Raw genomic sequence first — 25,062 nt, forward strand, 5'->3', positions numbered from 1 at the left:
GCCTTGCCAGTCTTTCAAGACCGGTAGGGTATAAAAGAGGAGAGGAAGCTTCATGCGGATCGTCGTGGTCGGGGAAGGAATGATCGAGTTGTCGCGGGCCGGTGCGCAGGACTGGCGGCTGGGCCATGGCGGCGACACGCTGAACACCGCGATCCATCTGGCGCGCATGGGGCGCGACGTGCGGTACGTCACCGCGCTGGGCGACGATCCGTTCAGCGCGACGCTGCGCCACGACTGGGCGGGTGAGGGGATCGACACTTCGCTGATCCAGAGCGATCCGACGCGGATGCCGGGCCTGTATGCGATCACCACCGACGCGGCGGGCGAGCGCAGCTTCGCCTATTGGCGCGGGCAGAGCGCGGCGCGGCGCACCTTGTCGCTGCCCGGTAGCGACGCGGTGCTTGCCGAGGCGGAAGGGGCGGACCTGCTGCTCTTTTCGCTCATCACCATGGCGATCCTGGAGCCCGAGGGGCAGGACCGGCTGATCGCGCTGGCCGAGCGAGTGCGCGCGCGGGGTGGCCGGGTGGCGTTCGACGGCAATTACCGCCCCCGGCTGTTCCCCGACCAGCCGACCGCGCAGGCCGCGTGCCGCCGCGCGATCGCGGTGTGCGATATCGGCCTGCCGACGCTGGAGGACGAGACGATGCTGGAGGGGACGAGCTCGGCCGAGGCGGTGCAGGCGCGCTGGCACGGGCTGGGCGCGCGCGAGGTCGTGGTCAAGCTGGGGGCCGAGGGGTGCCTGTTGGCGAGCGGACTGGTGCCGCCGCCCGAACGGTTGTCGCCGCGCGATACCAGCGGCGCGGGCGATGCGTTCAATGCCGGGTATCTGGCGGCGCGGCTCGACGGGCTCGACCCGGCCGAGGCGGCGCTGCGCGGGCACCGGCTGGCGGGATGGACGGTGATGCGCCCCGGCGCGATCCCGCCGCGTGATGCCGACATGCCGGGCTGACGCCTTCGGGCTGGTCGGCCATGGTCGGGGGTGGTGCGTGCCAAATAACGGTCATCCCACCGTCATCCCAGCGCAGGCTGGGATCTTTCACGACTCACCCTGGCCCTTCGCCAAAGGCCCCAGCCTGCGCTGGGGCGACGATCAGGAATCAGACCGCGTAGCGTTCCCGATGTGCGGCGATGCGGGCGCGCGCCTGTTCCATTTCGTGCACTTCGGTCGCGGCCAGGATCGCGTCGAGCACATTGGTCAGATGCTGGCGCATCGCCGCCCGCGCGGCGTCCGCATCGCGCGCGATCAGCGCGTCGAGGATCGCGACATGGTCCTCCAGCCGGGGGACGACGCCCGCGCCATGCGCCTTGTCGCTGAGCAGCCGATATTGCGGCGAGCGTTCGCGGGCGTTCCACAGCAGCTCGACCATCGCCACCATCGCGCTGTTCTGCGTCGCGCGGGCGATCGTTTCGTGGAACCGCCGGTCGGCCAGCTCGGCGCGCTCCAGATCGGGGTCGTGCAGCGCGTCGGTCAGCGTGCGCAATTCGGCCAGCGTCGCATCGTCGATGCGGGTGGCCGCCAGCGCGCAGACCTCGCTCTCGATCGTGCGGCGCGCCTCCAGCAGCTCGAAGGGGCCGATATCGGTCTGGCCCGGCTCGCCGCCATGCGGGGTGGCGGCCGTCACATAGACGCCCGATCCCATCCGCACCTCGACCAGCCCGTCGAGTTCGAGCGCGATGATCGCCTCGCGCACCGTGGGGCGGGACACCGCATGCGCCTGCGCCAGGTCGCGCTCGGACGGCAGGCGCTGGCCCACCGCATAGTCGCCGGCCGTGATTTTCGCGCCGATCTCGCGCGCGATCCGCTCGTACAAGCGGCCATTGTCGGGCTTTTTTGCCATGGCCAAGCCTATGCGGCCTGACCGCCCGCTGCAAGCCGGGGGGTGTGGGTTCCGCACAAGTGCTTCCCGCTCCAACGAAAAGGGGGCCGGAACCGAAGTCCCGACCCCCTGATCCGTCAGCCTGACGGCTGCGGCGAGGATTACGCGCCCGGAACTTCCGAGACGTTCACCTTGATGCCGCGGCCCATCGTCGACGAGACGGCGATCTTGCGGACATACTTGCCCTTCGCGCCCGACGGCTTGGCCTTGATGAGAGCGTCGACCAGCGCGTCGAAGTTGGCGCGCAGGTCCTCCGCCGGGAACGACGCCTTGCCGATGCCCGAGTGGATGATGCCGGCCTTTTCGACGCGGTACTCGACCTGGCCGCCCTTGGCCGCCTTGACGGCTTCGGCGACGTTCATGGTCACGGTGCCCAGCTTCGGGTTCGGCATCAGGCCCTTGGGGCCCAGCACCTTGCCGAGGCGACCGACGACGCCCATCATGTCCGGGGTCGCGATGCAGCGGTCGAAGTCGATGGTGCCGCCCTGGATGGTTTCCATCAGGTCCTCGGCGCCCACGACGTCGGCGCCAGCGGCGCGCGCTTCGTCGGCCTTCGCGCCCTTGGCGAACACGCCGACGCGAACGGTCTTGCCGGTGCCCTTGGGCAGGGTGACGACGCCGCGGACCATCTGGTCGGCGTGACGCGGGTCAACGCCCAGATTGACGGCGACTTCGATCGTCTCGTCGAACTTCGAGGTCGCGTTGGTACGAGCCAGCGTGATCGCTTCGTCGATGCCGTGCAGCTTCTCGGAGTCGATCTGGACGGCCTTCTGCTTCTTGGTCAGCTTCGCCATGATCTTAGCCCTCCACCACTTCGAGGCCCATCGCGCGGGCGGAGCCTTCGATGATCTTGGTCGCAGCCTCGATATCGTTGGCGTTCAGGTCCTTCATCTTGACCTGGGCGATTTCCGCGAGCTTCGAGCGCGCGATCTTGCCCGCCGACACCTTGCCCGGCTCCTTCGAGCCCGACTTCAGGTTGGCCGCCTTCTTGATGAGGTAGGTCGCAGGCGCGGTCTTCGTCTCGAACGAGAACGAACGGTCGGCATAGACGGTGATGACGGTGGGCAGCGGGGTGCCCTTCTCGACTTCGCCGGTCTGCGCGTTGAACGCCTTGCAGAATTCCATGATGTTCACACCGCGCTGACCCAGCGCCGGGCCGATCGGCGGCGAGGGGTTGGCGGCGCCTGCAGGGACCTGCAGCTTGATATAGCCGGTAATCTTCTTTGCCATGTCACTCTCTTTTCGAGTCTAGCGGTCGTGACGGGCACGTGGCGTACGCCAGCGCACCCTCCCGCAAGGGTTCCGTCGCATGATGCTAGGGAAGCGCGGGCCGATAGCGGAAAATGGGGGGAATGGCAAGGCGGGCAAGCCACCACCTCCGTTCGCACTGAGCGAAGTCGAAGTGCACGGGATTCGCGCGGCAAGGCGTCGAACGTGGGCTTCGACTTCGCTCAGCCTGAACGGCGGTTTGGGAGGGGCGGGGAATGGGGGCCCGGATACGAAAAGGGCCGGTGGCGTCGCCGCCCCGGCCCTGTTTCATCGGATGGTCCGACCTTATTTCGAGCGTTCGACCTGCTCGAAATCCAGTTCCACCGGGGTCGCGCGACCGAAGATCGAAACCGACACCTTGACCTTGGACTTGTCGAAATCCAGTTCCTCGACCACGCCGTTGAAGCTGGCGAAGGGGCCTTCCAGCACCTTGACCGCGTCGCCGATCTCGTAATCGACCTTGACCTTGTGCTTCGGGGCGGCGGCGGCCTCTTCCTTGGAGTTCAGCATCCGCGTGGCTTCGCTTTCGCTGATCGCTTGCGGCTTGCCCATCGCGCCCAGGAAGCCGGTCACCTTCGGCGTGTTCTTGACCAGGTGATAGACCTGGTCGTTCATGTCGAGCTTGGCCAGCACGTAACCGGGCATGAACTTGCGCTCGACCGCGATCTTCTTGCCGCGACGGGCCTCGGTCACGGTTTCGGTCGGCACCTCGATCTGCGCGACGAGATGGTCGAGGCCCAGACGGGTCGCCTCGGCCATGATCGAATCGCGGACCTTGCCCTCGAAACCGGAATAAGCGTGGATGATGTACCAGCGCGCCATGGGAACCCTTTTACTTCGCGAGCGACAGCAGGGTGCGGACCAGCGTCTCGAAGAACGAGTCGACCGCCAGGAAGAAGATGGCCAGGATCGTAGTCATCACGACCACCATCACGCCGGTCATCACCGTCTCGCGCCGCGTCGGCCAGACGACCTTCTTGGTCTCGGTCTTGACCTGGTTGAAGAATTCGATGGGGGTCGTCTTCGCCACTCGTGCCGTTCCCGCACCTGCGTTGAAATACTGTCAGCGAGGCATGGGTCCGCCGTCGCTGACCCAAGGGGCCTGCGACGAAAGGTCCGTCCGCGCTGTTCGGATGGGAACGCGATGTAGCCGTGGCTTGGTCAAAAGGCAAGGGTAGCGGCGGATCGGGGCTTTCGGGTTCACGCGAAGCCGCGATGGCGCGAAGGTTTTGTGTTCGCGCGGAGACGCGGAGACGCGGAGATTTCTGTGGTTCGCGCAGAGGCGTGGAGGTGCAGAGGGGGCAGCGGCAGGCTCTCGTTACCTCTCTCTCGAACCTCCGTTCGGCCTGAGCGTAGTCGAAGGCCAAGGGAAGGAGACGCCTAAGGACTTCGAGCCGCAGGCTCAACGAACGCTGGCGCGTTCCGCCCGCGTGACGGGCATCATCCCATGGCCTTCGACTACGCTCAGGCTGAACGGAGGGGGGGTAATGCCCCACTCTTTCTCTCCGCGTCTCCGCGCGAACGAACCTTCTTTCCTCTTCGCGCCATCGCGCCTTCGCGTGAACAATCAACAGCAACGCCCACCATTCTTGCTACCGTAGCGCGCCTGTTGCCGCTCGCGAAAGAACGTCACCTCATCCATCGGCTCGCGGTCGGGATGCCTGGCCGCCATATGCGCCCGATAGGCGTCATAGCTCGGAATCCCGACCATGGCGTTGCCGATCTCACGCAGGCGGGCGAGCCAGCTCATTCGGCCGCCGCCATTTCGGGCGGGATTTCGCTGATGCTCGGCCGGTCTATCTGGCGCGCGATCAGGCAGGTGCGGACCGCATAGACCAAGATCGCCAGCACCACGCCCAGGAAGATCGCGCAAAGCCCCGCGTCGATTCGGTCGTTGAAGACGATCCGCCCCATCTCCGCCATGGTCTTGGCGGGGGGCAGGACCTTGCCCTCCGCTGCCGCACTCGCGAACTTGTCGGCATGCGCCAGGAAGCCGACGCGCGGGTCGGCGGAGAAGATCTTCAACCACCCGGCGGTCAACGTGCAGGCGAGCAGCCAGACGGTGGGGATCACGGTGATCCAGGCAAAGCGGTCCTTCTTCATGCGGAACAGCACGACCGTCGCCAGCATCAGCGCGACGGCAGCGAGCATCTGGTTGGAGATGCCGAACAGCGGCCACAAGGTGTTCACCCCGCCCAGCGGATCGGTGACGCCCTGATAGAGGAAGAAGCCCCAGGCCGCGACGCACAGGGCCGTCGCGATCAGGCCCGGCGCGACCTTGCTCGATCCCCGGAAGCTGGGGACGGCCAGCCCGATCAGGTCCTGGAGCATGAAGCGGCCCGCCCGAGTCCCTGCGTCGACGGCGGTCAGAATGAACAGCGCCTCGAACAAAATGGCGAAGTGATACCAGAAGGCCTTCATCGCCTGTCCGCCGAACAGGTGGCTGAAAATCTCCGCCATCGCCACCGCCAGGGTCGGCGCGCCGCCCGCGCGGGAGATGATCGTGTGCTCGCCCACGTCCCGCGCGACCTGCGCCAGCGTGTCGGCCGAGATGGGGAAGCCCATAGCGGTCACGGCGGCGGCGGCGCTGGCCGGGTCGGTGCCCAGCACGGCGGCAGGCGCGTTCATCGCGAAATAGACGCCCGGATCGAGGATCGAGGCGGCGACCAAGGCCATGATCGCCACCGCGCTCTCCATCAGCATCGCGCCATAGCCGATGAACGGCGCGTCCTTTTCGCTGGCGATCAGCTTGGGGGTGGTGCCGCTGGCGATCAGCGCGTGGAATCCCGACACCGCGCCGCACGCGATGGTGATGAACAGGAAGGGGAAGAGCGGCCCCGCCCAGACCGGCCCGCTGCCGTCGATGAATTGGGTCAGCGCGGGCATCTTCAGCGGTGGCGCCATGATGACGATGCCGATCGCCAGCGCCACGATCGCGCCGATCTTGAGGAAGGTCGAGAGGTAATCGCGCGGCGCGAGCAGCAGCCACACCGGCAGCACCGAGGCGACCGCGCCGTACCCGATCAGCAGGAAGCAGAGCTGGACCGGCGTGAAGGTGAACAGCGGCGCGAGGACGGCCGACTCGGCGATCGACTGGCCATAGACGATGGCGAGGATCAGGCCGATGAAGCCGATGATCGACACCTCGCCGATCTTCCCCGGCCGCACCCAGCGGGTATAGCCGCCCATGAGCATCGCCAGCGGCACGGTCGCCGTCACGGTGAACAGCCCCCAGGGGCTTTCCGCCAGCGCCCGCACGACGATCAGCGCCAGCACGGCCAGGATGATGACCATGATCATGAAGGCGCCGAACAGCGCGATGGTGCCCGCGACCGGCCCCATCTCCATGCGGATCAGCTCGCCCAGCGAGCGCCCGTCGCGCCGCATCGACAGGAACAGGACCAGGAAATCCTGCACCGCCCCGGCCAGCACCACGCCCGCGAGAATCCACAGCGTGCCCGGCAGATAGCCCATCTGCGCCGCCAGCACCGGCCCCACCAGCGGCCCCGCGCCCGCGATCGCCGCGAAGTGGTGGCCGAACAGCACCGTCCGGTCGGTCGCGACATAGTCCAGCCCGTCGGCGCGACGAATGGCGGGGGTGGGGCGGCTGGGGTCGATGCCGATCACCCGGGCGATGAACAGCGCATAATAACGATAGGCGATCAGATAGACCGAGACCGCGGCCGCGACGATCCACAGCGCGTTGATCGGCTCGCCGCGCACCGTCGCCACCACGCCCAAGGCGCCCGCTCCGACGATCGCCAGCGCGATCCAGGGGAGGTGTTTCGTCATGCCCCGTCCGGTCCTCTTTATGATTTTAATTCCCTTCTAACCGGCTGGCATGGGGGCGCCACCCCTGAAAAGTTCGCGGCCAAGGCTGATTGTGGCTTGTGCTGCATCGTGCCACATTCGCCATGCACCGACCGGGGGAGGGATGATGCGCAAGGCCGTCATGATGCTGGGGCTGGGAGTCGCGCTGGCGGCATGGACACCGGGGCAGACGCGTCCTGCCCCCGACGCCACTTCTTGCCAATTGCCACCGGGATGGGACCAAGTGGCGGCGCGGGGCGCACGGATCGTGGTGTTCGGCGAGGTGCACGGCACGCGCGAGTCGCCTGCCTTCGTCGGCAGTCTGGCCTGCGCGCTGGCGGCAAAGGGTGAACGGATTCTGGTCGCGGTCGAGCATTTCTCGCTCGTGGATGGCGACTATCAAAAGGCCTGGGATTTGCCCGATACGGCCTTTGTCCCGGCGCTGATCAAATCGGGATGGGCCGGGCGGGAGGACGGTGTCGCTAGCGAAGCGATGCTGGCCATGCTCGTGCAGCTTCACAGCCTGTCGCAGGCGGGCCGCAAGATCGATATCGTGGCGTTCAGCGGTGTGAAGGATAAGGCGCAAGCCCGCAAACTGGCGAATCTGCCCAGTCTGCAGGGACAGCACGATGCTTCGCAGGCGGAGAATATCCGTGAAGCCGCAGCCCGCCACCCCTACGACCATGTCCTGGTTTTGGCAGGCAACATGCATGCCCGTAAACAACCCGTCACCTATTCATCCCCCGCCTACGAACCCATGGCAATGCGGCTGGGCAGGTCGGTTCCCCTCCTCACGCTGAATATGAAAGTGGCCGGTGGGACGACCTGGACATGCGAACTGCGGGCGAACGGAAACAATGCCGAGGACTCCGAATGTGCCGCTCATTCTGTTGGGGCCGACGCCGATCTAAAGCGCAAACCCTTCGTCGCGCTGGGCGCTTTGCCGGGGGAGCAGCTGGACCCGGACTATGACGGTGTCTACTGGCTCGGCTCCGTCACCGCCTCGCCGCCCGCCGTTCCGGTTCAGAACCTAAAGCGGAAGCCCTAACTCAGGCCCAGCGCCGCCCGCGTCCACCGTTCCCGTTCGTAGATCACGGGCGAATCCGCCCAGCCGCCCCAGGCCGGTAAATGGGGGCATGCGCGGCCCGGCGCGCCAGCCGTCGCGGTGAATCGCGTTCCCCCGATCCTTTCGCGCATCGAAGCGAAAAGCGTTTCGCCGTAATTCTCCCGCATTTTGGAAAGGCGACAGTGCCCTCCCGTGCGATCTATGCCAGGCGAGGTTGAGCCCGGGGACGGAGCCGATCGCGATGCTCTGTCCCCGGTCGCTCGGGATAGGGCGACACCTCGCCCATCGCGACCGGCAAGGCGTGGTCAAACTTACCCCTTGCCCAGCCGCCCGGTCCGGGGTGAAAGGCGGACATGGTCAGTCCTTCCTCCTCCCCGCTCGTCGTCGGCATCGGCGGCACGATCGGCAGCGTCTCCTCGACCGAGCGTGCGCTTCGCATCGCGATGACGGCCGCCGCCGACGAGGGGTTCCGCACCCATGTCTTCGGCGGCGAGGACCTGGCGCGCCTGCCGCTCTACAATCCGCGCGCGGCGGAGCGGACCGAGGCGGAGCGGGTCTTTGTCGAGACGGTGCGACAGGCCTCGGCGATCATCATCGCCAGCCCGGGCTATCATGGCAGCATCTCGGGGCTGGTGAAGAACGCGCTCGACCTGCTCGAAGAGACGGCGAAGGACGAACGCCCCTATCTGGCCGATCTGCCGGTCGGGCTGATCGCCACCGCCTATGGCTGGCAGGCGACGGGATCGACCATCGCGGCGCTGCGCTCGATCGTCCATGCGCTGCGCGGCTGGCCGACGCCCTTCGCGGCGGCGGTGAATTCGCAGCAGACGCGGTTCGATGAGGATGGCCGGATCAACGATGCCTCGGTGGAGGGGCAATTGCGGTTGGTCGGCCAGCAGGTCGCTCGCTTCGCACCGCTGGCAGGGACGATCCGCGCGTCGAATTGAGGGGCGCTATCCCCAAACAAATCTTGTTCGCGCGAAGCCGGAAAGGAAGATGCTGATTTCGCGCAGAGGCGCGGAGGGCGCAGAGACGGAATCGCGTGCGACAGCGCGCAATCCTTTCTTCGATCATATGAGGAAGAAGGACTGTGCGGCCCACAGGGTACGACATCTCCGCGTTCTCTGCGCCTCCGCGCGAACCCTCCTCTTTCTCCTCGCGCCTTCGCGCGAAGTAAAAGCCTACCCCAGCCGTCCCGTCACCAGCGCGGTAATCTCGTCGGCGATCTCCGCCGGAGCGCGCAATCCGCCATGCGCCACGGTCGACACCGTCGCCCATTCGCCCAGCATCGCGCCGTCCGCCATCGCGGCATAGTTGGCCCGAACCCGCGCCTGGAGCCCCAGATCGGCCTCATAGGCATCATAGGTCTCGTCGGTGTAGCTGCGCTTGCGCTTGCGGGCGATAAGGTCGCGCGCGACGGTCAGCGGCGTGTCGAGATAGACCGACAGATGCGGCGCGGGCAGGCGGAACTGCACCGTCTCCAGCCGTTCGATCCATTGCAGCAGCGCCTCGGCCTGTTCGGGGGGCACCTGCGCCGCCTGATAGGCCATGTTGGACGCGATATAGCGGTCGAAGACGATGACGTCGTGGCGCTCGGCCAGCGCGATCAGGTGCGGGCGCGATTCGAATCGGTCGAGCGCATAGAGCGTCGCCGCCGTCTCGGGCGCGGCGGCATGGGGCAGGCGCCCCGCCAGATATTCGCCAAGCGCCCAGCCGCCGATCGTGTCGCCGTAACGCGGAAAGGACAGCGCCGCCGCCGACAGGCCCGCCGCGTTCAGCTGCTCGGTGACGGCCGCCGTCGCGGTCGCCTTGCCGGCGCCATCGGCCCCTTCAATCGCCAGGAGAAAGGCCATCTCAGCCGCGCAGGCGTTCGTGGTGGCGGATCACCTCGTCGATGATGAAGCGCAGGAATTTCTCGGAAAATTCCGGGTCCAGCTGCGCATCGATCGCCAATTGCCGAAGCCGGGCGATCTGCGCTTCCTCGCGACCCGGATCGGCGGGGGGCAGGCCGTTCTTCGCCTTATATTCGCCGACCGCCTGCGTCACCTTGAACCGTTCGGCCAGCATGAAGACGAGCGCGGCATCGATATTGTCGATCGACTGGCGATAGCCGGTCAGCACGGTGTCGGACATGGTGGACGTGTCTCCCTCTGGCGCGTGGGCTCGCGCACATTTCGCGCGCGTCCTTTCGCGCTTAGGCTTGCGTTCGGCAAGCGTTGTCGCCAGAGGCTCTTACCTGCCCATGACCGTAACCGCCACCCGCCTCGCCAAGCCCGCGCCCTCGCTGGACACGATGATCCGGCTGGTGGCCGACGACATGAATCAGGTCAATCAGGTGATCATCGACCGGATGCGGTCGGAGATTCCGCTGATCCCGCAACTGGCCGGTCATCTGATCGCGGGCGGGGGCAAGCGGATGCGCCCGATGCTGACGCTCGCGAGCGCGCAGCTGCTCGGCTATCAGGGGACCAGCCACCATGTGTTGGCCGCGGCGGTGGAGTTCATCCACACCGCGACGCTGCTGCACGACGATGTGGTCGACGGCTCCGACCTGCGGCGCGGGCGGCGGACGGCCAACATCATCTGGGGCAATCCGGCGAGCGTGCTGGTCGGCGACTTCCTGTTCAGCCGCTCCTTCCAGCTGATGGTCGATGCGGGCAGCCTGAAGGTGCTGAACATCCTGTCGGGCGCCTCGGCGGTGATCGCCGAGGGCGAGGTGAACCAGCTGACCGCAGTGCGGCAGGTGGGCCTGCCCGAAGAGCGTTACCTCTCGATCATCGACGCCAAGACCGCCGCGCTGTTCGCCGCCGCCTGCCGCATCGCGGCGGTCGTCGCCGAGCGGCCCGAGGCGGAGGAGCTGGCGCTGGAGGCCTATGGCCGCAACCTGGGCATCGCGTTCCAGCTGATCGACGATGCGATCGACTATGTCTCCGACGCCGGAACCATGGGCAAGGATGCGGGCGACGATTTCCGCGAGGGCAAGATGACCCTGCCGGTGATCCTGGCCTATGCGCGGGCCAATGATGAAGAACGCCAGTTCTGGAAGGACGCGGTCGAGGGGCGGCGCACGTCGGACGAGGACTTCGCCCATGCCATCGCGCTGGTCCGCAAGAGCCGTGCGGTCGACGACACCATGGCGCGCGCGCGCCATTATGGCGGTCTGGCGATCGAGGCGATCAAGGGCTTTGCCGATAGCCCCGCCAAGGCGGCGATGATCGAAGCGGTCGAGTTCGCTGTCGCGCGGGCGTATTGAGGGCGTTCCCCGGCGGAGGTGCGGGGCCCAGTTGCGGTGGATTCATAAGGGCGCGGGGCGGTCTGCCTCCCCCGCGTTGCGTGGTGCGCCTCCGGCTTGGTGGAGCCTGGGCCCCGGCCTTCGCCGGGGAACGGGTTTGCGGATAAGGCATCCCACCTCCGTTCAGCCTGAGCGTAGTCGAAGGCCAAGAGAAAGCCTGTCCGCTGGGCAAATGCCCAGGCATGGGCTTCGACTTCGCTCAGCCTGAACGGAAGGTGGGGGCCAGAAGGGTCGAAGTCCTTCACCCCGCCCGGCAAACCCCGTATCGCAAGCCGATGACCTTACCCGTCACCGCCGTCCTGCCCGACCTGCTGACCGCGCTCGCGGCCGCTCCCAACGCCGTCCTTGTCGCGCCGCCGGGCGCGGGCAAGACCACCGCCGTCGCGCCTGCTCTCCTCGACCAGCCCTGGTGCACCGGAGAGGTCATGCTCCTCTCCCCCCGCCGCCTGGCCGCCCGCGCCGCCGCCGAACGCATGGCCGCGCTGGCCGAGGAGCCGGTCGGCCGCACCTTCGGCTATGCCACCCGCATGGATACTAGGGTCAGCGCCGCGACCCGCGTGACCGTGGTGACCGAGGGCATCTTCGTCGCGCGCATCCAGGCCGATCCTGAGCTGGCGGGCGTCTCGGCGGTACTTTTCGACGAAGTGCATGAACGCAGCCTCGACGGCGATTTCGGACTGGCGCTGGCCTTGGATGCGCAGGCGGGGTTGCGACCGGACCTGCGCCTAGTCGCCATGTCCGCGACGCTCGACGGTCGTCGCTTCTCCAGCCTGATGGGCGATGCCCCCGTCATCGAGAGCGAGGGGCGCAGCTATCCGCTCGCCTTACGCCATCTCGGACGTGCAGCCGAGGCGCGAATCGAGGATTCGGTCGCCGCCGCCATCCGCCGCGCGCTGGCCGATGAGGCGGAGGGCGACATCCTGGCCTTCCTGCCCGGCACCGCCGAGATCGCGCGCACCGCCGAGCGGCTGGCGAGCCTGCCCGCCGGGATTGCGGTCCATGAACTCCACGGCTCGCTGGACCCGGCGGCGCAGCGCGCGGCGATCCGGCGCGATCCGGAGGGGCGGCGGCGCATCGTCCTCGCCACCTCGATCGCGGAGACCAGCCTGACGCTCGACGGGGTGCGGATCGTGGTCGATTCGGGGCTGGCGCGCCGCCCGCGCTACGACCGCGCGGCGGGGATGACCCGGCTGGTCACCGAGCGCGCCAGCCAGGCCGCCGTCACCCAGCGTGCGGGCCGCGCCGCGCGCCAGTCGCCCGGCGTCGCCTATCGCCTGTGGGAAGAAGCCGCCACGGCGGGGTTGCCGCGTTTCGATCCGCCCGAAATCCTGGAGGCGGACCTGTCGGCGCTGCTGCTCGGCACCGCGCTCTGGGGGGTGGGCGACCCGCGCGCGCTCCCCTGGCTCGACCCGCCGCCCGAGGCTGCGGTCGCCGAGGCGCGCGGACGGCTGACCGTGCTGGAGGCGCTGGACGACACCGGCCGCCCGACCGCGCATGGCAAGGCGATCGCCGCGCTGCCGATGCCGCCGCGCCTGGCGCATATGCTGATCCGCAGCGGCGAGCGCGGGCTGGCCTCCGTCGCCGCCGAGGTCGCGGTGCTGTTAGGGGAACGGGGCATCGGGGGGCAGGATGTCGATGTCGAACAACGCCTGCGCCGCTGGCGGACCGAGCGCGGTCCCAAGGCGGAGGCGGCGCGCCAGATGGCGAAACGCTGGACCAGCCTGGCCCCCAGGCCGGTCGAGCGCGAGGCGTGGGACCATCCGGCGGGCGTCTGCCTGGCGCTGGCCTATCCCGACCGGGTCGCGCGTCGCCGCGATTCGACCGGCGAGAATTGGGCGAGCGTCGGCGGGCGGGGCTTCCGGCTCGATCCGGCATCGGCGCTGGCCGGTGCGGAATGGCTGGCGGTGGGCGAGACGCAGGGCGCGGCGTCGGGCGCGCGCATCCTGTCCGCCGCGCCGCTCGACCTCGCCACCGTCGAGGCGCTGTTCGCCGATCGGATCGAGACGCGGCGTACCGTCGCCTTCAACCCCGCGACCGGCGGCGTCGAGGCGTTGCGCGAACGGCGACTGGGCGGGCTACGCCTGTCGAGCGGACCCGATTCGGGTGCTTCCCCCGAGGCGATCGCCGAGGCGCTGGTCGAGGGGGTGCGGATGCACGGCCTGTCGCTGCTCCCATGGAGCGACGGGGCGGGGGCCTATCGCGCGCGCGCGGCCTATGCCGGGGTGGCGCTGGACGATGCGACGCTGATCGCGCGGCTGGACGACTGGCTGCCCGCGCTGGTGGCGGGCAAGCGGCGGCTGGATTCGATCGCCCCCGGCGCGCTGACCGAGGCGATCCGCAACCTGATCGACTGGAACGACCAGCGGCGGATCGATTCGATGGCGCCCGCCCAGTTCACAAGCCCGGCTGGCAGCAGCCATGCGATTGATTATGCAGCGGAAGGTGGCCCCAGGGTGGAGCTGCGCGTCCAGGCGCTGTTCGGCCTGGCCGAGCATCCGGTGATCGGGACCGAGCGGGTGCCGCTGGTCCTCAGCCTGACCTCGCCCGCCGGTCGCCCGATCCAGACGACGCGCGACCTGCCCGGTTTCTGGGCGGGAAGCTGGAGCGCGGTGGCCAAGGAAATGCGCGGCCGCTACCCCCGCCATCCCTGGCCCGACGACCCCGCCGCGGCCTCTGCGACGCTGCGCACGAAAAAGGCGGATGCAAGAGCCGCCGGTTCGCGATAAGGGACGTGGATTATGGCCACTGCTCGCATCTTCCAGCGCCCCAAGAACGCGATGCAATCCGGCAAGTACCGGACCGATCGCTGGCAACTCGAATTCGAATCCACCGAGGCGAAAAAGCCCGATCCCCTGACCGGCTGGGCCGGAAGCGGCGATACGCGGGAGCAGGTTCGCCTGACCTTCGCGACGCTGGAAGAGGCGATCGCCTATTGCCAGCGCGAGGGGCTCGACCATCATGTCGTGCCGACGCCGCAAAAGACGCTCAAGCTGCAAAGCTACGCCGACAATTTCCGTTGAGGTTCGAGCGCTCCGGTCAAGGCCGGGGCGCTTTTCTTTCGCGCGCAGCGCTTGAGAAGGCTGGTTCGCGCGGAGGCGCGGAGACGCGGAGGTGTCGCGCCCGGCGGCATCGGGATCGCATCACAACCGATCTGTTGGAGCGGCGTGTCGCTTCCGCGAGCAATCCCTCTCTGCGCCCTCCGCGCCTCTGCGCGAACAAAGTTTCCTGGCGCCTTCCCGTCCGTTGCGGCATGTCGCGATGATTTCACGCGAAGCCGCGATGACGCGAAGATTGTCGGAATGGGTCCGCGCAGAGGCGCAGAGAGCGCGGAGGTGACGTGTCCGGCGGCATCGGATGCGCACCACAAACGGCTGGTTGAAGAGATATTTCGCTGCCGCGAACACGACATCCCCGCGTCTCCGCGTCTCCGCGCGAAGCAACCTTCTTCTCTTCGCGCCTTCGCGCCTTCGCGTGAAATCAAAAGCCCAAGATGCCGCCCCCCAGCAGCAAGAGCAGCTTGGCATCCATCACCACGCCCGCCGCACGGCGTTCGGTGACGAAGGCGGGGACATCCGCCAGCCTGACCCGGTGGACGACGATTTGCTCGTCCGAATCGCCGCCGCCTTCGCCGACCTTCACCAAGCCGCTTGCGCGGACCAGGGTGAAGCGTTCCGAGGTCATGCCCGGCGAGGAGCAGAATTCGCCCAGCGCCTCGATCCGCGAGGGGCGATAGCCGGTTTCCTCTTCCAACTCGCGCGCGGCCCCGTCCAGTACCGCCTCGCCTTCGGTCTCGTCGCCGATCAGCCCGGCGGGCATTTCCAGGCAGGGCGCGCCCAGGGGGACGCGGAACTGTTCGACCAGCAGGATATGGTCGTCGTCGACCGCGAGGATGACGGCGGCGCGTATGTCGCGCGGGCGGTCGGCATATTCCCAGGTGCCGCGCTTGCGCAGCGCCAGGAACCGTCCCTCGGCCAGGGTTTCGAGGGGGGCGTCCATACGGGGATCGGTCATAGCGAAATGGGTCTGTCCGGCAGTTCGTTGGTATCGGCCGCCGTCTTGGGGAAATGCTCGGCGAGCACAAGCCCGATCCGCTCGACCGCCGCGCCCAGGCCCTCACCGACATGGCCCTTCGCGACATGGGGCAGCATCACCGCCATGGCCCGGCCCCAGGTTTCCGGCCCGACCTTGCCGGTCAGGCCGGAGTCGGCGACGATCTCCGCCATATGCTCGTCTTCGGAAAGGTAGAGCAGCACGCCGTAGCGGCTGTCGGTCCGCCGCTCGGCCGAGACGCGGAAGAGCAGGACGGCGCGCGCCCGGACGCGGGCATGGCGGATGCTTTTCGGGATCAGCGCGATCCGGCGCTTCACCGGCCCCAGCGCCGCGACGACGACCGCGAAGATCAGGATCTGCGCGATCATCAGCACGCCCAGGACCAGATCCTCGCCCGCGTCGCTCCATCCGTCATGCACCAGCGCGAGCAGTTTCAGGCCCAGGCCCGGAAACAGCGCGGCGAACAGCGGCACCAGCAGCATCGCGGCGGCGGCGAACCACAGCGCCACGTCGCGATAGTCGTCCGATCGGGGGGCGACGATGGTCACGATCTCGGCATCGGTCGCGGCCTCGGCGCGCGCCACGGCGGCGGTGACCAGATCGCTATCGGCTTCGCTCAACATCTCACCAATCCCCCGAAGCGCCGCCGCCGCCGAAATCCCCGCCGCCGCCGCCGGTAAAGCCGCCGCCGAACCACGATCCGTCGCTGCCGCCGCCCGACGATCCGCCCGAGCTCCAGCCGCCGCCCGATCCGCCACCGCTGCCCCAGCCGGGACCCCAGAGAATGATCGGCCAGCCGCCTCCACCGCGTCGCCCGCCGCCGCCGCCACGATCGTCGTCATCGTCATCGTGGAAACGCTGGCCCTGCTTGCGGCGCAGGATGGACAGCAGGACGAAGCCGCCGATGAAGATGACCAGGACGATCAGGATCGGAAAGCCGTTGGAATCGCCGCCGCCGCGCCGGTGCTGGCGGTCGAACTGCTTCGCCGCCTCGGCCACCTTGGCCTGGGCTTCCTCGGGTGAGGCGCGGAGCTGCGCGATCACCGCGTCCGCGCCCGCATTCAGCGCGCCCGATATGTCGCTCGACTCGCGTAGGCGCGGGATCATCAGGGTGCGGATCATCTGGGACGACCAGGCGTCGGTCAGGATCGGCTCCAGCCCGCGTCCGACCTCCAGCCGGGGGCCGCGCTGGCCCTTGCCCTCATTGGGCGCGACGAACAGGATCGCGCCATTGTCCGCATCCTTCAGCCCGACGCCCCAGGCTCGGCCCAGCCGATAGCCATAATCCTCGATCGGATAACCCTGAAGATCCGGGATGGTCGCGACGACCAGCTGGCGGCCGGTATCCTTTTGCAGCGCCTCCAGCTTCTGTTCGAGCTGCGCCTTGGTGGCGGGGTTGATCTTGTTCGCCGCATCGACGACCAGGCCGTCGAACTTGGGAAAGCTCTGCGCCATCACGGGGACGGCGCAGAGGATCAGCCAGAGCCCGAGGACCGGGCGAAGCAACCGGGTGAACCGGGTCATGAGCGCCCGATCAGCTGCCGAAATTCACCTTGGGCGCATTCTCGGCCCCCGGCGTCGTCGCCTGATAGGGGGTGATCGGCTTGGCGCCGTAGAAGACCTTCGCGCCGATCGCGTCGGGGAAGGTGCGGATGCGGGTGTTATATTCCTGCACCGCGCCATTATAATCGCGGATCGCGATGTTGATGCGGTTCTCGGTGCCCTCGAGCTGGCTCATGAAGGTCTGGAAATTGTCCTGGCTCTTCAGGTTCGGATAGGCCTCGACATTGGCGAGCAGCCGGCCGAGCGAACCGCTGAGCTGGCCCTGGGCCTGTGCGAACTGCTGCATCTTGGCGGGGTCGGACAGGTCGTCGGCGCTGACCTGGACCGAGGTCGCCTTGGCGCGGGCGTTGACCACATCGGTCAGGATCGCCTTTTCGGACGCGGCGGCGCCCTTCACCGTCGCTTCGAGGTTGGGGATCAGGTTGGCGCGGCGCTGATAGGCGGCCTGGACGTCGGCCCATTTCGCCTTCGCATTTTCCTCCGCCGTGGGCACGCTGTTCATGCCGCAGCCGGACAGGGCGACGGCCATCACGACCGGGGTCAGGGCAAGAACGGGACGACGCATTCGAATATTCCTCCGTCAACTGTCCGATCCATATAAGACGCCGACCCCGCTTGGCGAAGGGGAAAAGCGACGATAGGCGTAACGCTCATCGAACGGAGGGAGTTGGCGATGCTAAAAGAATTTCGCGCCTTCATCGCGCGGGGCAATGTCCTCGACCTGGCGGTGGCGGTCATCATCGGGGCGGCGTTCAGCAAGATCGTGACCTCGCTGACCGACGACGTACTGATGCCGGTGATCGGCAAGATTTTCGGAGGGCTGGATTTCTCCAGCTATTTCCTGCGCATGGGGCCGATCCCCGCCAGCTATACGGGCTCGCTGACCGATTATGCCGCGCTGAAGAAGGCGGGGGTGCCGCTGCTCGGTTACGGCGCGTTCGTGACCCAGGCGGTCAATTTCGTCATCGTCGCCTTCATCATCTTCCTGCTGGTCCGCACGGTGAACCGCGCGACGACGCTCTTCGAGAAGGAAAAGGCCAAGGCGGCCGAAGAGCCCAAGGCCGAGCCGACCGATATCGCGCTGCTGCGCGAGATCCGCGACGAACTGCGCGCGCGGCGTTCCTGAGTCGACCTGCCGCCCCGGCGAAGGCCGGGGCCCAGGTGCCACCACGTTCGTGGTGCGGGACGCCGTTGCATGGGAGGCAAAGGCGTCCCATCGTCGCGATTTCTACCGCAACTGGACCCCGGCCTTCGCCGGGGTGGCGCGGTTAGGGGGGGCTTACGCCGCTGCCAGCTTCCTGGCCGTGGCATCCGCCAGGCTGGTGCCGTCGAGAATCCGCGCCGTCTCGTCACGCACGCGCATCATCGCATGACGGATGGCGCAGTCCGCCTCGCTCTTGCAGTCGTTGCAGGGGCGATAGGCGGTCCGGCTGACGCAGGGGACCAGCGCCAGCGGCCCCTCGATCGTGCGGATGATGTCACCCAGCGAGATCAGATGCGCCGGGCGCGCAAGGCGATACCCGCCCATCTTGCCCCGCTGGCTGTCGAGCAGATTCGCGCCCTTCAGATCGGCGAGGATCAATTCCAGGAATTTGCGCGGCACATTCGCCTCGGCCGCGATGCGCGTCATCGAGGTCGGCGGCCCTTCGACGGGCATTTCCGCAAGGAACAGCATCGCGCGCAACGCATAACGGGACCGCTGGGTCAACATGGCGCTTCCATGGACCCAAAATGGGGCGAGCGAAAGGCATTTGCGTAAACGCGCATGGCTAACTATATCTCTTCGTGCCGGGTTTCACCCGGCTATGACGATAAACTGCGGCGAGTAATAGACGCAGCGGACCCGGGGGCAGTACCCGGCGGCTCCACCATAAAAGGTGGTGTACTTGGACACCGTTTCTGACGGGGCCGAACCAGGATCGACGTGTGTTGAAAAGCGCTGTTTTCGTTCGGAATGGGACCACCGCAACGGCCCATACACACAAGTGCCAACGATAACGAAGCACTCGCGATTGCGGCGTAATTGAGGGCCTCACGGCCTGAGATTACTCCAAAATAGCGCGGTTGGACCGAACCGGGCAACAGAATCGGATTCCAGCGGTACGGGGAGCACCGGGCAACAGAAGCTCCCCACTTTCCGAATTTTCGGGTGAGCCGAATCTTCCTGGGCCTTGGGGTAGGCGGCGGGTGGATGCTTGCTGGTCAGCTGCTCTCCCAACGTCCGTTCGCACTGAGCGAAGTCGAAGGGCACGGGCGACGCTCGCGGCGGGGCGATGGGGCGTGGCCTTCGACTTCGCTCAGGCTGAACGGGGGTGGGAATGCCTCCATTCCCGCACCCCGGCGGAGGCCGGGGCCCAGGTTCCACCCAGTCGATGGTGCGCCAGACGGTGCGGGGAAGGCAGACCCATTTGCGCCTCCGGAAATGCACCGCAACTGGACCCCGGCCTCGGCCGGGGTGGAAGACGGGAGCGGCTTACCCCTCCCGCGCCAGGGCCTTCAACCGGTACAGCGCATCCAGCGCCTCGCGCGGCGACAGGCTGTCGACGTCCAGTTTCTCCACCTCGGCCCGGATCGCGTCGCACTGTTCTTCCTCAGCCTGCGCGGCGGCGGCGAAGAGGGGGAGGTCGTCCAGCCCCGCCGCCAGCCCGCCGGTCTTGGCGCGGCCCGCCTCCAGCTTGGCAAGCACCGCCTTCGCCCGCGCGACCGTCATCGGCGGCATGCCCGCAAGGCGTGCGACGGCCAAGCCATAGGAGCGATCCGCCGGGCCTTCGGACACCTCGTGCAGCAGGACCAGCTCGCCCTTCCACTCGCGCGCGCGGACATGGTGCAGCGACAGCGCCTCGCAGCGTTCGGCCAGCCGGGTCAATTCGTGATAATGGGTCGCGAACAGGCACCGGCAGCGATTATCCTCGTGGATCGCCTCCACCACCGCCCAGGCGATGGCGAGGCCGTCATAGGTGGAGGTGCCGCGCCCGACCTCGTCCAGGATGACGAAGCTGCGCGGGGTCGCCTGCGCCAGGATCGCGGCGGTCTCGACCATCTCGACCATGAAGGTGGAGCGTCCGCGCGCGAGATTGTCCGACGCGCCGACCCGGCTGAACAGCCGGTCGACCAGCCCGATCTTCGCCTGGGTGGCCGGGACATAGGAGCCGGCCTGCGCCAGCACCGCGATCAATGCGTTCTGGCGCAGGAAGGTCGACTTGCCGCCCATGTTCGGGCCCGTCACCAGCCAGAGCCGCGAAGCCTCCGACAGTGAACAGTCATTGGCCACGAACCGCTCGCCCGAGCGCGCCACCGCCGCCTCGACCACCGGATGGCGGCCGCCCGTCACGTCGAAGCAGCTATGGTCGACCAGTTCGGGCCGCACCCAGCCGCCCTCGACCGCGCGTTCGGCCAGCCCGCTCGCCACGTCGAGCCGGGCGAGCGCGTCCGCCGTCGCGGCGATGGCTTCGCGCGAGGCCAGCGCGGCGGCGGTCAGCTCCTCCAGATGCGCGGCCTCGGCGGCCAGCGCATGGGCACCGGCCTGCGCGACCTTGCTGGCGACCTCGTGCAGCTCGGGCGTGTTGAAGCGGACGACGCCCGCCAGCGTCTGGCGGTGGGTGAAGCCCGAATCCGGCTTCATCAGCGCATCGGCCGACCGCGCGGGCACCTCGACATGATAGCCGAGCACGCCATTGTGGCGGATTTTCAGCGCGGTGATGCCGGTCTTCTGGCGGAACTCCGCCTCCAGCGCGGCGATGGCGCGGCGGCCGCCTGCGCCCGCATCGCGCAGATCGTCGAGCGCGACGTCATAGCCCGCCGCGATATAGCCCCCTTCGCTGGCCTCGATGGGGGGCGAGGGGACGAGCGCGCGGCGGAGCAGGTCGATCAGTTCGCCATGCCCGCGCAGGCGCGGCGTCGTCTCGCGCAACAGGGGAGGGCCGTCGCTCAACTGTTCGGACAATGCCCAGGCCCCGTCGAGCCCGTCGCGCAACTGCCCCAAATCGCGGGGAGAGCCGCGCCCCGCCGCGATCCGCCCGATCGCACGGCCGATATCGGGCAGCGCCCGCAGCGCCGCGCGCAGCCGCTCGCGAAGCGCGGCATCGTCATGGAAATGCTGCACGAGGTCGAGCCGGGCCTCGATCGCGTCGCGGTCCATCAGCGGCGCGCCGATATCCCCGGCCAGCGCACGGGCGCCTGCGCCCGTCACCGTCCGGTCCACCGCGTCGAGCAGCGAGCCCTTGCGCTGGCCGTTCGCGGTCTGGGTCAGTTCCAGGCTCTCGCGCGTCGCCGCGTCGATCGCCATCGCCCCAGCCGCCTGCATCAATACCGGCGGGCGCAGGAAGGGCAGCGCGCCCTTGGCGGTGTGGTCGAGATAGGCGACCAGCCCGCCCGCCGCCGAGAGCCCCGCGCGGCTGAACTGCCCGAACCCGTCCAGCGTGGCGACGCCGTAGAGCCGCTTGAGCCGATCCTCGCCCTGGCCGCTGTCGAACGTGGCGGAAGGGCGTAGCGTGGTGGCCGCTTCGGCATGGGTTGCATTCTCGGCCGCGACCACCTCGGCGGCGGCCAGGCGGGCGAGTTCGGCGCCCAGCGCATCGGGCTTCACGTCGATCACCACGAACCGCCCGGTCGAGATGTCGGCGGCGGCCAGCGCCACCGCGCCGCCCGCCTCGCCGATCGCGACGCACCAATTGTCGCACTTGGCGTCGAGCAGCGCTTCCTCGGTCAGCGTGCCCGCCGTGACGACGCGCACGATGCCGCGCGCGACCAGCGCCTTGGACCCGCCGCGCGCCTTGGCCTCGGCGGGGGTCTCGGTCTGCTCGGCGATGGCGACGCGGTGACCCGCCTTGATCAGCCGTTGCAGATAGGCGGTCGCGGCATGGACCGGCACGCCGCACATCGGAATCTTCTCACCGCCATGCTCCCCGCGCGACGTCAGCGCGATGTCGAGCACGCCCGAGGCGATCCGCGCATCGTCGAAGAACAGCTCGAAAAAATCGCCCATGCGATAGAAGAGAAGGCAATCCTCGGCCTCGGCCTTCAGCGTCAGATACTGGGCCATCATCGGGGTGGGGGTGGTCATTGGGGGCGGGAATCCAGATTGCGTGCGCCATGGCGGATGCCGACGATCGATACGATGTCGCCGTTCACGTCATAGCTGAGAATGTAAGGAGGAACCGTCACCAGCTCGCGGGTGCCATCCGCAGCGGGACGGCCACGGCGAGGAAAGTCTCGCAGGCTTTCGCCGAGATCCACGAGTCGCTGCGCGATTCGAGCGGCGGCCTCGGGATCAAAGGCTTCCAGATAGGCGACGATGAGATCGAGCTGGTCGAGGGCCTCGTTCAGCCAGACGACTTGAGCCATTCGCGAAACGATTTGCGGTTCGGGGTTCCCCAGGTGCGGAGCCAGGCGGAAACGGTGGCGTGGTCATGATAGCGCCCGGCGGCGTAATCCGCCCGAGCGCGTTCCAGCGACAGCGCTTCCGCCGCCTCGTCACGCTGCTCGAAAATGCCCGGCTCATGCTCCATGGATCAATGTATAAGGCTGATGCCCGGACTTGCCTAGGGCGGCAAAAGGGCTGCGTGACAGGGTTGTCAGCCGTGTCCGAAACCTTCAAGAGCCGTAGCGTCCTTAGTATCCACAGCATCGAAGGCCGCGCGCATGACCGACGAACCCACCGATCAGTTCTCCGAGCGCGAGGCCCTGCTGTTCCATTCCGAGGGACGGCCCGGCAAGATCGAGATCATCGCGTCCAAGCCGATGGCGACGCAGCGCGACCTGGCGCTGGCCTATTCGCCCGGCGTCGCGGTGCCGGTGCTGGCCATCGCCGACGATCCCGCCACGGCGTACGACTATACCGCCAAGGGCAATCTGGTCGCGGTCATCTCCAACGGCACCGCGATCCTCGGCCTCGGCAATCTTGGCGCGCTCGCCTCCAAGCCGGTGATGGAGGGCAAGGCGGTGCTCTTCAAGCGCTTCGCCGATGTCGATTCGATCGATATCGAGCTGAAGACCGAGGATGTCGACCGGATCATCGATGCGATCGAGCTGATGGAGCCGAGCTTCGGCGGCATCAACCTGGAAGATATCAAGGCCCCCGAATGCTTCATCATCGAGCAGACGCTGCGCGAGCGGATGAACATCCCGGTCTTCCATGACGACCAGCACGGCACCGCGATCATCTGCGCGGCGGGTCTCATCAACGCCTGCCTGCTGACCAAGCGGCGGCTGGACGAGATCAAGGTCGTCGTCAACGGCGCGGGCGCGGCGGCGATCGCCTGTACCGAGCTGATGAAGGCGATGGGCGTCCGCCACGACAATGTCATCATGTGCGACCGCACCGGCGTCATCTATCAGGGCCGCGACGACATCAACCAGTGGCAGTCGGCGCATGCCGCCGTCACCGACCGTCGCACCCTGACCGAGGCGCTGCACGGCGCCGACGTGTTCCTGGGGCTGTCGGCGGCGGGCGCGCTCAAGCCCGAGATGGTCAAGGACATGGCGCCCTCGCCGATCATCTTCGCGATGGCGAACCCGGAACCGGAAATCCGCCCCGAACTCGCCAAGGCGGCGCGCCCCGACGCGATCGTCGCGACCGGGCGGTCGGACTATCCGAACCAGGTCAACAACGTCATCGGCTTCCCCTTCATCTTCCGCGGCGCGCTCGACGTGCGCGCGACCGGCATCAATGACGAGATGAAGATCGCCGCCGCCAACGCCATCGCCGAACTGGCGCGCCAGCGCGTGCCGGAGGAAGTGGCGCTGGCTTACGGCACGCAGCACAGCTTCGGCCCCGAATATATCATCCCCGCGCCGTTCGATCCGCGCCTGATGGAGCTGGTCCCCTCGGCAGTAGCCAAGGCTGCGATGGATTCGGGCGTGGCGACGCGGCCGATCCTGGACATGGACGCCTATCGCCAGAAGCTGCGCGCGCGCCTGAACCCGACCACCTCGGTCCTGACGCTGGCCTATGAGGGCGCCAAGGCGCATCCGAAGCGCGTGCTGTTCGCCGAGGGCGAAGAGGAAGTCGTGCTGCGCGCCGCCATCGCGTTCAAGGAAGGTGGTTACGGCATTCCGGTGCTGGTCGGGCGCGACGACGTCTATGACCGTCTGGCCGCGCTGGGCGTCACCAACCCCAAGGAATATGAAGTCCATAACAGCCGCACCTCGGAGATGGTGCCGCAGATGGTCGACTTCCTCTATGAGCGGCTCCAGCGGCGCGGCTACCTGAAGCGCGATGCCGAGCGGCTGATCAACCAGGACCGCAACATCTTCGGTTCGGTCATGCTGCAACTGGGCATGGCGGATGCGATGATCACCGGCATCACCCGCACCTATGCGCAGAGCTTCCGCGAGATCCGCCGGGTCATCGATCCGGTCGACGGCAAGGTGCCGTTCGGCATCCACCTGCTCGTCGGACAGAGCCACACCGTCTTCATCGCCGACACCACGGTCAACGAACGCCCCTCCGCCGAGGAACTGGCCGACATCGCCGAGCGCACCGCGGCGGTGGCGCGCCGCATGGGGCATGAGCCGCGCGTGGCCTTCCTGTCCTATTCGACCTTCGGCAATCCCGAGGGGCAGTGGATCGACAATATCCGCGACGGCGTGGCGGAGCTCGACAAGCGGCAGGTCGGTTTCGAATATGAAGGCGACATGGCCCCCGACGTCGCACTGAACCCCAAGCAGATGGCGAACTTCCCCTTCTCGCGCCTGTCGGGTCCGGCGAACGTCCTCATCATGCCGGGTCTCCAGTCGGCCAATATCTCGGCCAAGCTGCTGCGCGAACTGGGCGGCGACAGCATGATTGGCCCGATGCTGATCGGCATGGAAAAGCCGGTGCAGATCGCGCCGATGACCTCGACCGCGGGTGACCTGGTCACGCTGGCGGTGCTGGCGGCGGGCGGCATCGCGCGCTGATCCTCGGCATTTAGGACAGCAAAAGGGGGGCTGGGCGGCATAGGCTGTCCGGCCCCCTTTTTTCCTCCCCTGCAAGGGGAGGTGGCAGGGCGAAGCCCTGACGGAGGGGTGTCCCGCTGTGCGAGGTTCCGCCATCCTCGCAAGTGGTGACACCCCTCCACCAGCTTCGCTGGTCCCCCTCCCCTTGCAGGGGAGGAAAAGTACGTGACCGCAAAGCCACAACGGCAGGCCGTCAC

25 protein-coding genes and 1 other RNA gene are annotated in these 25,062 nt (G+C 67.7%); 9 read left to right on the forward strand and 17 right to left on the reverse strand.

Translation table 11 applies throughout. The features are described from left to right. The first annotated feature begins 52 nt into the window (after positions 1-52). Positions 53-949, forward strand: coding sequence for a sugar kinase (locus QE360_RS08745; RefSeq protein ID WP_309700857.1), 897 nt, complete (start codon positions 53-55; stop codon positions 947-949). Between the two features lie 148 nt (positions 950-1,097). On the opposite strand, the gene QE360_RS08750 is transcribed toward QE360_RS08745, so the two are convergent. From QE360_RS08750 to QE360_RS08780, 7 genes are all read right to left on the reverse strand, one after another. Further along, entirely contained in the window at positions 1,098-1,838 is a 741-nt protein-coding gene (locus QE360_RS08750) for a FadR/GntR family transcriptional regulator (RefSeq protein WP_309700859.1), read from the reverse strand. A gap of 140 nt (positions 1,839-1,978) precedes the next feature. After that, positions 1,979-2,671 carry a 50S ribosomal protein L1 gene (rplA, locus tag QE360_RS08755; RefSeq protein ID WP_261268994.1) on the reverse strand — a complete coding sequence of 231 codons (693 nt, stop codon included), beginning with the start codon at positions 2,669-2,671 and terminating at the stop codon, positions 1,979-1,981. A gap of 4 nt (positions 2,672-2,675) precedes the next feature. Next, complete coding sequence (rplK, locus tag QE360_RS08760; protein ID WP_007407063.1) at positions 2,676-3,107, reverse strand: 50S ribosomal protein L11; 432 nt, start codon at positions 3,105-3,107, stop codon at positions 2,676-2,678. Between the two features lie 324 nt (positions 3,108-3,431). After that, positions 3,432-3,968 carry a transcription termination/antitermination protein NusG gene (nusG, locus tag QE360_RS08765; protein ID WP_007407052.1) on the reverse strand — a complete coding sequence of 179 codons (537 nt, stop codon included), beginning with the start codon at positions 3,966-3,968 and terminating at the stop codon, positions 3,432-3,434. Between the two features lie 10 nt (positions 3,969-3,978). After that, positions 3,979-4,176 carry a preprotein translocase subunit SecE gene (gene secE, locus QE360_RS08770; RefSeq protein WP_007407051.1) on the reverse strand — a complete coding sequence of 66 codons (198 nt, stop codon included), beginning with the start codon at positions 4,174-4,176 and terminating at the stop codon, positions 3,979-3,981. 537 nt (positions 4,177-4,713) lie between these two features. Beyond that, positions 4,714-4,896, reverse strand: a complete 183-nt coding sequence (locus QE360_RS08775) for a CstA-like transporter-associated (seleno)protein (RefSeq protein WP_309700861.1) — start codon at positions 4,894-4,896, stop codon at positions 4,714-4,716. After that, complete coding sequence (locus QE360_RS08780) at positions 4,893-6,938, reverse strand: carbon starvation CstA family protein (protein WP_309700864.1); 2,046 nt, start codon at positions 6,936-6,938, stop codon at positions 4,893-4,895. The genes QE360_RS08775 and QE360_RS08780 overlap by 4 nt, the downstream gene beginning before the upstream one ends. Before the next feature lie 142 nt (positions 6,939-7,080). Here QE360_RS08780 and QE360_RS08785 point away from each other — a divergent pair, with 142 nt between their 5' ends. Both QE360_RS08785 and QE360_RS08790 read left to right on the forward strand, forming a co-directional pair. After that, the gene (locus QE360_RS08785) at positions 7,081-8,004 is read left to right on the forward strand and encodes a hypothetical protein (protein ID WP_309700866.1); all 924 of its coding nucleotides are present in this window, start codon (positions 7,081-7,083) and stop codon (positions 8,002-8,004) included. A 371-nt stretch (positions 8,005-8,375) separates the two neighbouring features. Beyond that, positions 8,376-8,969 (forward strand): NADPH-dependent FMN reductase, encoded by a 594-nt coding sequence (locus tag QE360_RS08790; RefSeq protein WP_307100851.1) that lies wholly within the window; start codon positions 8,376-8,378, stop codon positions 8,967-8,969. A gap of 234 nt (positions 8,970-9,203) precedes the next feature. On the opposite strand, the gene QE360_RS08795 is transcribed toward QE360_RS08790, so the two are convergent. Beyond that, on the reverse strand, positions 9,204-9,875 hold the full coding sequence (locus tag QE360_RS08795; protein WP_309700868.1) for a thymidylate kinase: 672 nt from the start codon (positions 9,873-9,875) through the stop codon (positions 9,204-9,206). 1 nt (position 9,876) lies between these two features. Further along, the gene (locus QE360_RS08800) at positions 9,877-10,155 is read right to left on the reverse strand and encodes a chorismate mutase (protein ID WP_307100847.1); all 279 of its coding nucleotides are present in this window, start codon (positions 10,153-10,155) and stop codon (positions 9,877-9,879) included. A 109-nt stretch (positions 10,156-10,264) separates the two neighbouring features. Between QE360_RS08800 and QE360_RS08805 the strand changes: the two genes are divergently transcribed. The 3 genes from QE360_RS08805 to QE360_RS08815 all read left to right on the forward strand — a co-directional run bounded on the left by QE360_RS08805 (position 10,265) and on the right by QE360_RS08815 (position 14,334). Further along, a complete protein-coding gene (locus tag QE360_RS08805; protein WP_309700871.1) occupies positions 10,265-11,275 on the forward strand; it encodes a polyprenyl synthetase family protein in 1,011 nt (336 codons plus the stop codon). 314 nt (positions 11,276-11,589) lie between these two features. Further along, complete coding sequence (gene hrpB, locus QE360_RS08810; RefSeq protein WP_309700873.1) at positions 11,590-14,040, forward strand: ATP-dependent helicase HrpB; 2,451 nt, start codon at positions 11,590-11,592, stop codon at positions 14,038-14,040. A gap of 12 nt (positions 14,041-14,052) precedes the next feature. Beyond that, positions 14,053-14,334, forward strand: coding sequence for an ETC complex I subunit (locus tag QE360_RS08815; RefSeq protein WP_261269007.1), 282 nt, complete (start codon positions 14,053-14,055; stop codon positions 14,332-14,334). A gap of 457 nt (positions 14,335-14,791) precedes the next feature. On the opposite strand, the gene QE360_RS08820 is transcribed toward QE360_RS08815, so the two are convergent. Genes QE360_RS08820 through QE360_RS08835 form a run of 4 tightly spaced genes read right to left on the reverse strand, consistent with a single transcriptional unit; the run spans position 14,792 to position 17,492 of the window. Continuing rightward, on the reverse strand, positions 14,792-15,325 hold the full coding sequence (locus QE360_RS08820; protein ID WP_309700875.1) for an NUDIX hydrolase: 534 nt from the start codon (positions 15,323-15,325) through the stop codon (positions 14,792-14,794). Beyond that, positions 15,322-15,987, reverse strand: a complete 666-nt coding sequence (locus tag QE360_RS08825) for a hypothetical protein (RefSeq protein ID WP_309700877.1) — start codon at positions 15,985-15,987, stop codon at positions 15,322-15,324. The genes QE360_RS08820 and QE360_RS08825 overlap by 4 nt, the downstream gene beginning before the upstream one ends. 1 nt (position 15,988) lies before the next feature. Next, entirely contained in the window at positions 15,989-16,888 is a 900-nt protein-coding gene (locus QE360_RS08830) for a TPM domain-containing protein (RefSeq protein ID WP_309700880.1), read from the reverse strand. A gap of 10 nt (positions 16,889-16,898) precedes the next feature. Then, positions 16,899-17,492, reverse strand: coding sequence for a LemA family protein (locus QE360_RS08835; protein WP_307100835.1), 594 nt, complete (start codon positions 17,490-17,492; stop codon positions 16,899-16,901). Positions 17,493-17,600: 108 nt separating this feature from the next. Between QE360_RS08835 and mscL the strand changes: the two genes are divergently transcribed. Further along, entirely contained in the window at positions 17,601-18,053 is a 453-nt protein-coding gene (mscL, locus tag QE360_RS08840; protein ID WP_307100834.1) for a large conductance mechanosensitive channel protein MscL, read from the forward strand. A 153-nt stretch (positions 18,054-18,206) separates the two neighbouring features. On the opposite strand, the gene QE360_RS08845 is transcribed toward mscL, so the two are convergent. Next, positions 18,207-18,638, reverse strand: a complete 432-nt coding sequence (locus QE360_RS08845; protein ID WP_309700882.1) for an Rrf2 family transcriptional regulator — start codon at positions 18,636-18,638, stop codon at positions 18,207-18,209. A 36-nt stretch (positions 18,639-18,674) separates the two neighbouring features. Between QE360_RS08845 and ssrA the strand changes: the two genes are divergently transcribed. Next, positions 18,675-19,062: a transfer-messenger RNA gene (gene ssrA, locus QE360_RS08850) on the forward strand. A 338-nt stretch (positions 19,063-19,400) separates the two neighbouring features. Here the strand turns inward: ssrA and mutS are convergent. From mutS to QE360_RS08865, 3 genes are read right to left on the reverse strand one after another with little or no spacing between them, the layout of a single operon-like run. After that, positions 19,401-21,971, reverse strand: coding sequence for a DNA mismatch repair protein MutS (gene mutS, locus QE360_RS08855; protein ID WP_309704113.1), 2,571 nt, complete (start codon positions 21,969-21,971; stop codon positions 19,401-19,403). A gap of 14 nt (positions 21,972-21,985) precedes the next feature. Then, positions 21,986-22,270, reverse strand: a complete 285-nt coding sequence (locus QE360_RS08860; protein WP_307100830.1) for a type II toxin-antitoxin system RelE/ParE family toxin — start codon at positions 22,268-22,270, stop codon at positions 21,986-21,988. Continuing rightward, positions 22,249-22,434 carry an antitoxin gene (locus QE360_RS08865; RefSeq protein ID WP_309700884.1) on the reverse strand — a complete coding sequence of 62 codons (186 nt, stop codon included), beginning with the start codon at positions 22,432-22,434 and terminating at the stop codon, positions 22,249-22,251. The genes QE360_RS08860 and QE360_RS08865 overlap by 22 nt, the downstream gene beginning before the upstream one ends. A gap of 133 nt (positions 22,435-22,567) precedes the next feature. On the opposite strand from QE360_RS08865, the gene QE360_RS08870 reads away from it, so the two are divergent. Further along, entirely contained in the window at positions 22,568-24,826 is a 2,259-nt protein-coding gene (locus QE360_RS08870) for an NADP-dependent malic enzyme (RefSeq protein ID WP_307100826.1), read from the forward strand. The last annotated feature ends 236 nt before the right edge of the window (positions 24,827-25,062 follow it).

Origin of the sequence: Sphingomonas sp. SORGH_AS_0789, assembly GCF_031453055.1 — a bacterium.
Taxonomy (GTDB): domain Bacteria; phylum Pseudomonadota; class Alphaproteobacteria; order Sphingomonadales; family Sphingomonadaceae; genus Sphingomonas.

Coding starts and splice junctions, on each gene's coding strand:
- QE360_RS08795 (WP_309700868.1), bottom strand. CDS start 9,875: ATGGCCTTTCTCCTGGCGATTGAAGGGGCCGATGGCGCCGGCAAGGCG.
- mutS (WP_309704113.1), bottom strand. CDS start 21,971: ATGATGGCCCAGTATCTGACGCTGAAGGCCGAGGCCGAGGATTGCCTT.
- QE360_RS08805 (WP_309700871.1), top strand. CDS start 10,265: ATGACCGTAACCGCCACCCGCCTCGCCAAGCCCGCGCCCTCGCTGGAC.
- QE360_RS08745 (WP_309700857.1), top strand. CDS start 53: ATGCGGATCGTCGTGGTCGGGGAAGGAATGATCGAGTTGTCGCGGGCC.
- QE360_RS08865 (WP_309700884.1), bottom strand. CDS start 22,434: ATGGAGCATGAGCCGGGCATTTTCGAGCAGCGTGACGAGGCGGCGGAA.
- rplA (WP_261268994.1), bottom strand. CDS start 2,671: ATGGCGAAGCTGACCAAGAAGCAGAAGGCCGTCCAGATCGACTCCGAG.
- QE360_RS08800 (WP_307100847.1), bottom strand. CDS start 10,155: ATGTCCGACACCGTGCTGACCGGCTATCGCCAGTCGATCGACAATATC.
- QE360_RS08775 (WP_309700861.1), bottom strand. CDS start 4,896: ATGAGCTGGCTCGCCCGCCTGCGTGAGATCGGCAACGCCATGGTCGGG.
- QE360_RS08825 (WP_309700877.1), bottom strand. CDS start 15,987: ATGTTGAGCGAAGCCGATAGCGATCTGGTCACCGCCGCCGTGGCGCGC.
- nusG (WP_007407052.1), bottom strand. CDS start 3,968: ATGGCGCGCTGGTACATCATCCACGCTTATTCCGGTTTCGAGGGCAAG.
- QE360_RS08835 (WP_307100835.1), bottom strand. CDS start 17,492: ATGCGTCGTCCCGTTCTTGCCCTGACCCCGGTCGTGATGGCCGTCGCC.
- QE360_RS08870 (WP_307100826.1), top strand. CDS start 22,568: ATGACCGACGAACCCACCGATCAGTTCTCCGAGCGCGAGGCCCTGCTG.
- QE360_RS08830 (WP_309700880.1), bottom strand. CDS start 16,888: ATGACCCGGTTCACCCGGTTGCTTCGCCCGGTCCTCGGGCTCTGGCTG.
- QE360_RS08785 (WP_309700866.1), top strand. CDS start 7,081: ATGATGCGCAAGGCCGTCATGATGCTGGGGCTGGGAGTCGCGCTGGCG.
- QE360_RS08820 (WP_309700875.1), bottom strand. CDS start 15,325: ATGACCGATCCCCGTATGGACGCCCCCCTCGAAACCCTGGCCGAGGGA.
- QE360_RS08815 (WP_261269007.1), top strand. CDS start 14,053: ATGGCCACTGCTCGCATCTTCCAGCGCCCCAAGAACGCGATGCAATCC.
- QE360_RS08750 (WP_309700859.1), bottom strand. CDS start 1,838: ATGGCAAAAAAGCCCGACAATGGCCGCTTGTACGAGCGGATCGCGCGC.
- QE360_RS08790 (WP_307100851.1), top strand. CDS start 8,376: ATGGTCAGTCCTTCCTCCTCCCCGCTCGTCGTCGGCATCGGCGGCACG.
- QE360_RS08780 (WP_309700864.1), bottom strand. CDS start 6,938: ATGACGAAACACCTCCCCTGGATCGCGCTGGCGATCGTCGGAGCGGGC.
- hrpB (WP_309700873.1), top strand. CDS start 11,590: ATGACCTTACCCGTCACCGCCGTCCTGCCCGACCTGCTGACCGCGCTC.
- QE360_RS08860 (WP_307100830.1), bottom strand. CDS start 22,270: ATGGCTCAAGTCGTCTGGCTGAACGAGGCCCTCGACCAGCTCGATCTC.
- mscL (WP_307100834.1), top strand. CDS start 17,601: ATGCTAAAAGAATTTCGCGCCTTCATCGCGCGGGGCAATGTCCTCGAC.
- rplK (WP_007407063.1), bottom strand. CDS start 3,107: ATGGCAAAGAAGATTACCGGCTATATCAAGCTGCAGGTCCCTGCAGGC.
- QE360_RS08845 (WP_309700882.1), bottom strand. CDS start 18,638: ATGTTGACCCAGCGGTCCCGTTATGCGTTGCGCGCGATGCTGTTCCTT.